Raw genomic sequence first — 278 nt, 5'->3', positions numbered from 1 at the left:
AGCCGCGCAGATAGCCTGCGGCGTGCAGCCGGCGCATCCGCAGCGACACCGTGGATTCCGCAACGCCGATCCGCGACGCGAGCGCCGCCCCTGACTCGCGCGCGTTGGCCGACAACGCCCGCAGGATGCCCTTGTCGATGTCGTCCAGTGAAGCGATCTTCGATTCCACTGTCTGCCGCCGCCTTCTTCTCACAGATCCTAGCGTTACCAGCACGATTGTCTCATATTCTGCGAGTCAACTTGCATCTGACGCTAGATTCTGTTTCGGTCTAGGTATG

At 61.2% G+C, this 278-nt stretch carries 1 protein-coding gene; it reads right to left on the bottom strand.

All coding sequences use genetic code 11. From position 1 onward, the window contains the following. Positions 1–169: Lrp/AsnC family transcriptional regulator (locus tag ABFX56_RS16045; RefSeq protein WP_346234358.1), on the bottom strand; the 169-nt coding region annotated here is incomplete at its 3' end. Positions 170–278 lie beyond the last annotated feature (109 nt).

Origin of the sequence: Parafrigoribacterium mesophilum, assembly GCF_039652555.1 — a bacterium.
GTDB classification, from domain to species: domain Bacteria; phylum Actinomycetota; class Actinomycetes; order Actinomycetales; family Microbacteriaceae; genus Parafrigoribacterium; species Parafrigoribacterium mesophilum.
Note: the sequence above shows the minus strand (reverse complement) of the source record. Positions and strands in the feature narration are given on the sequence as shown.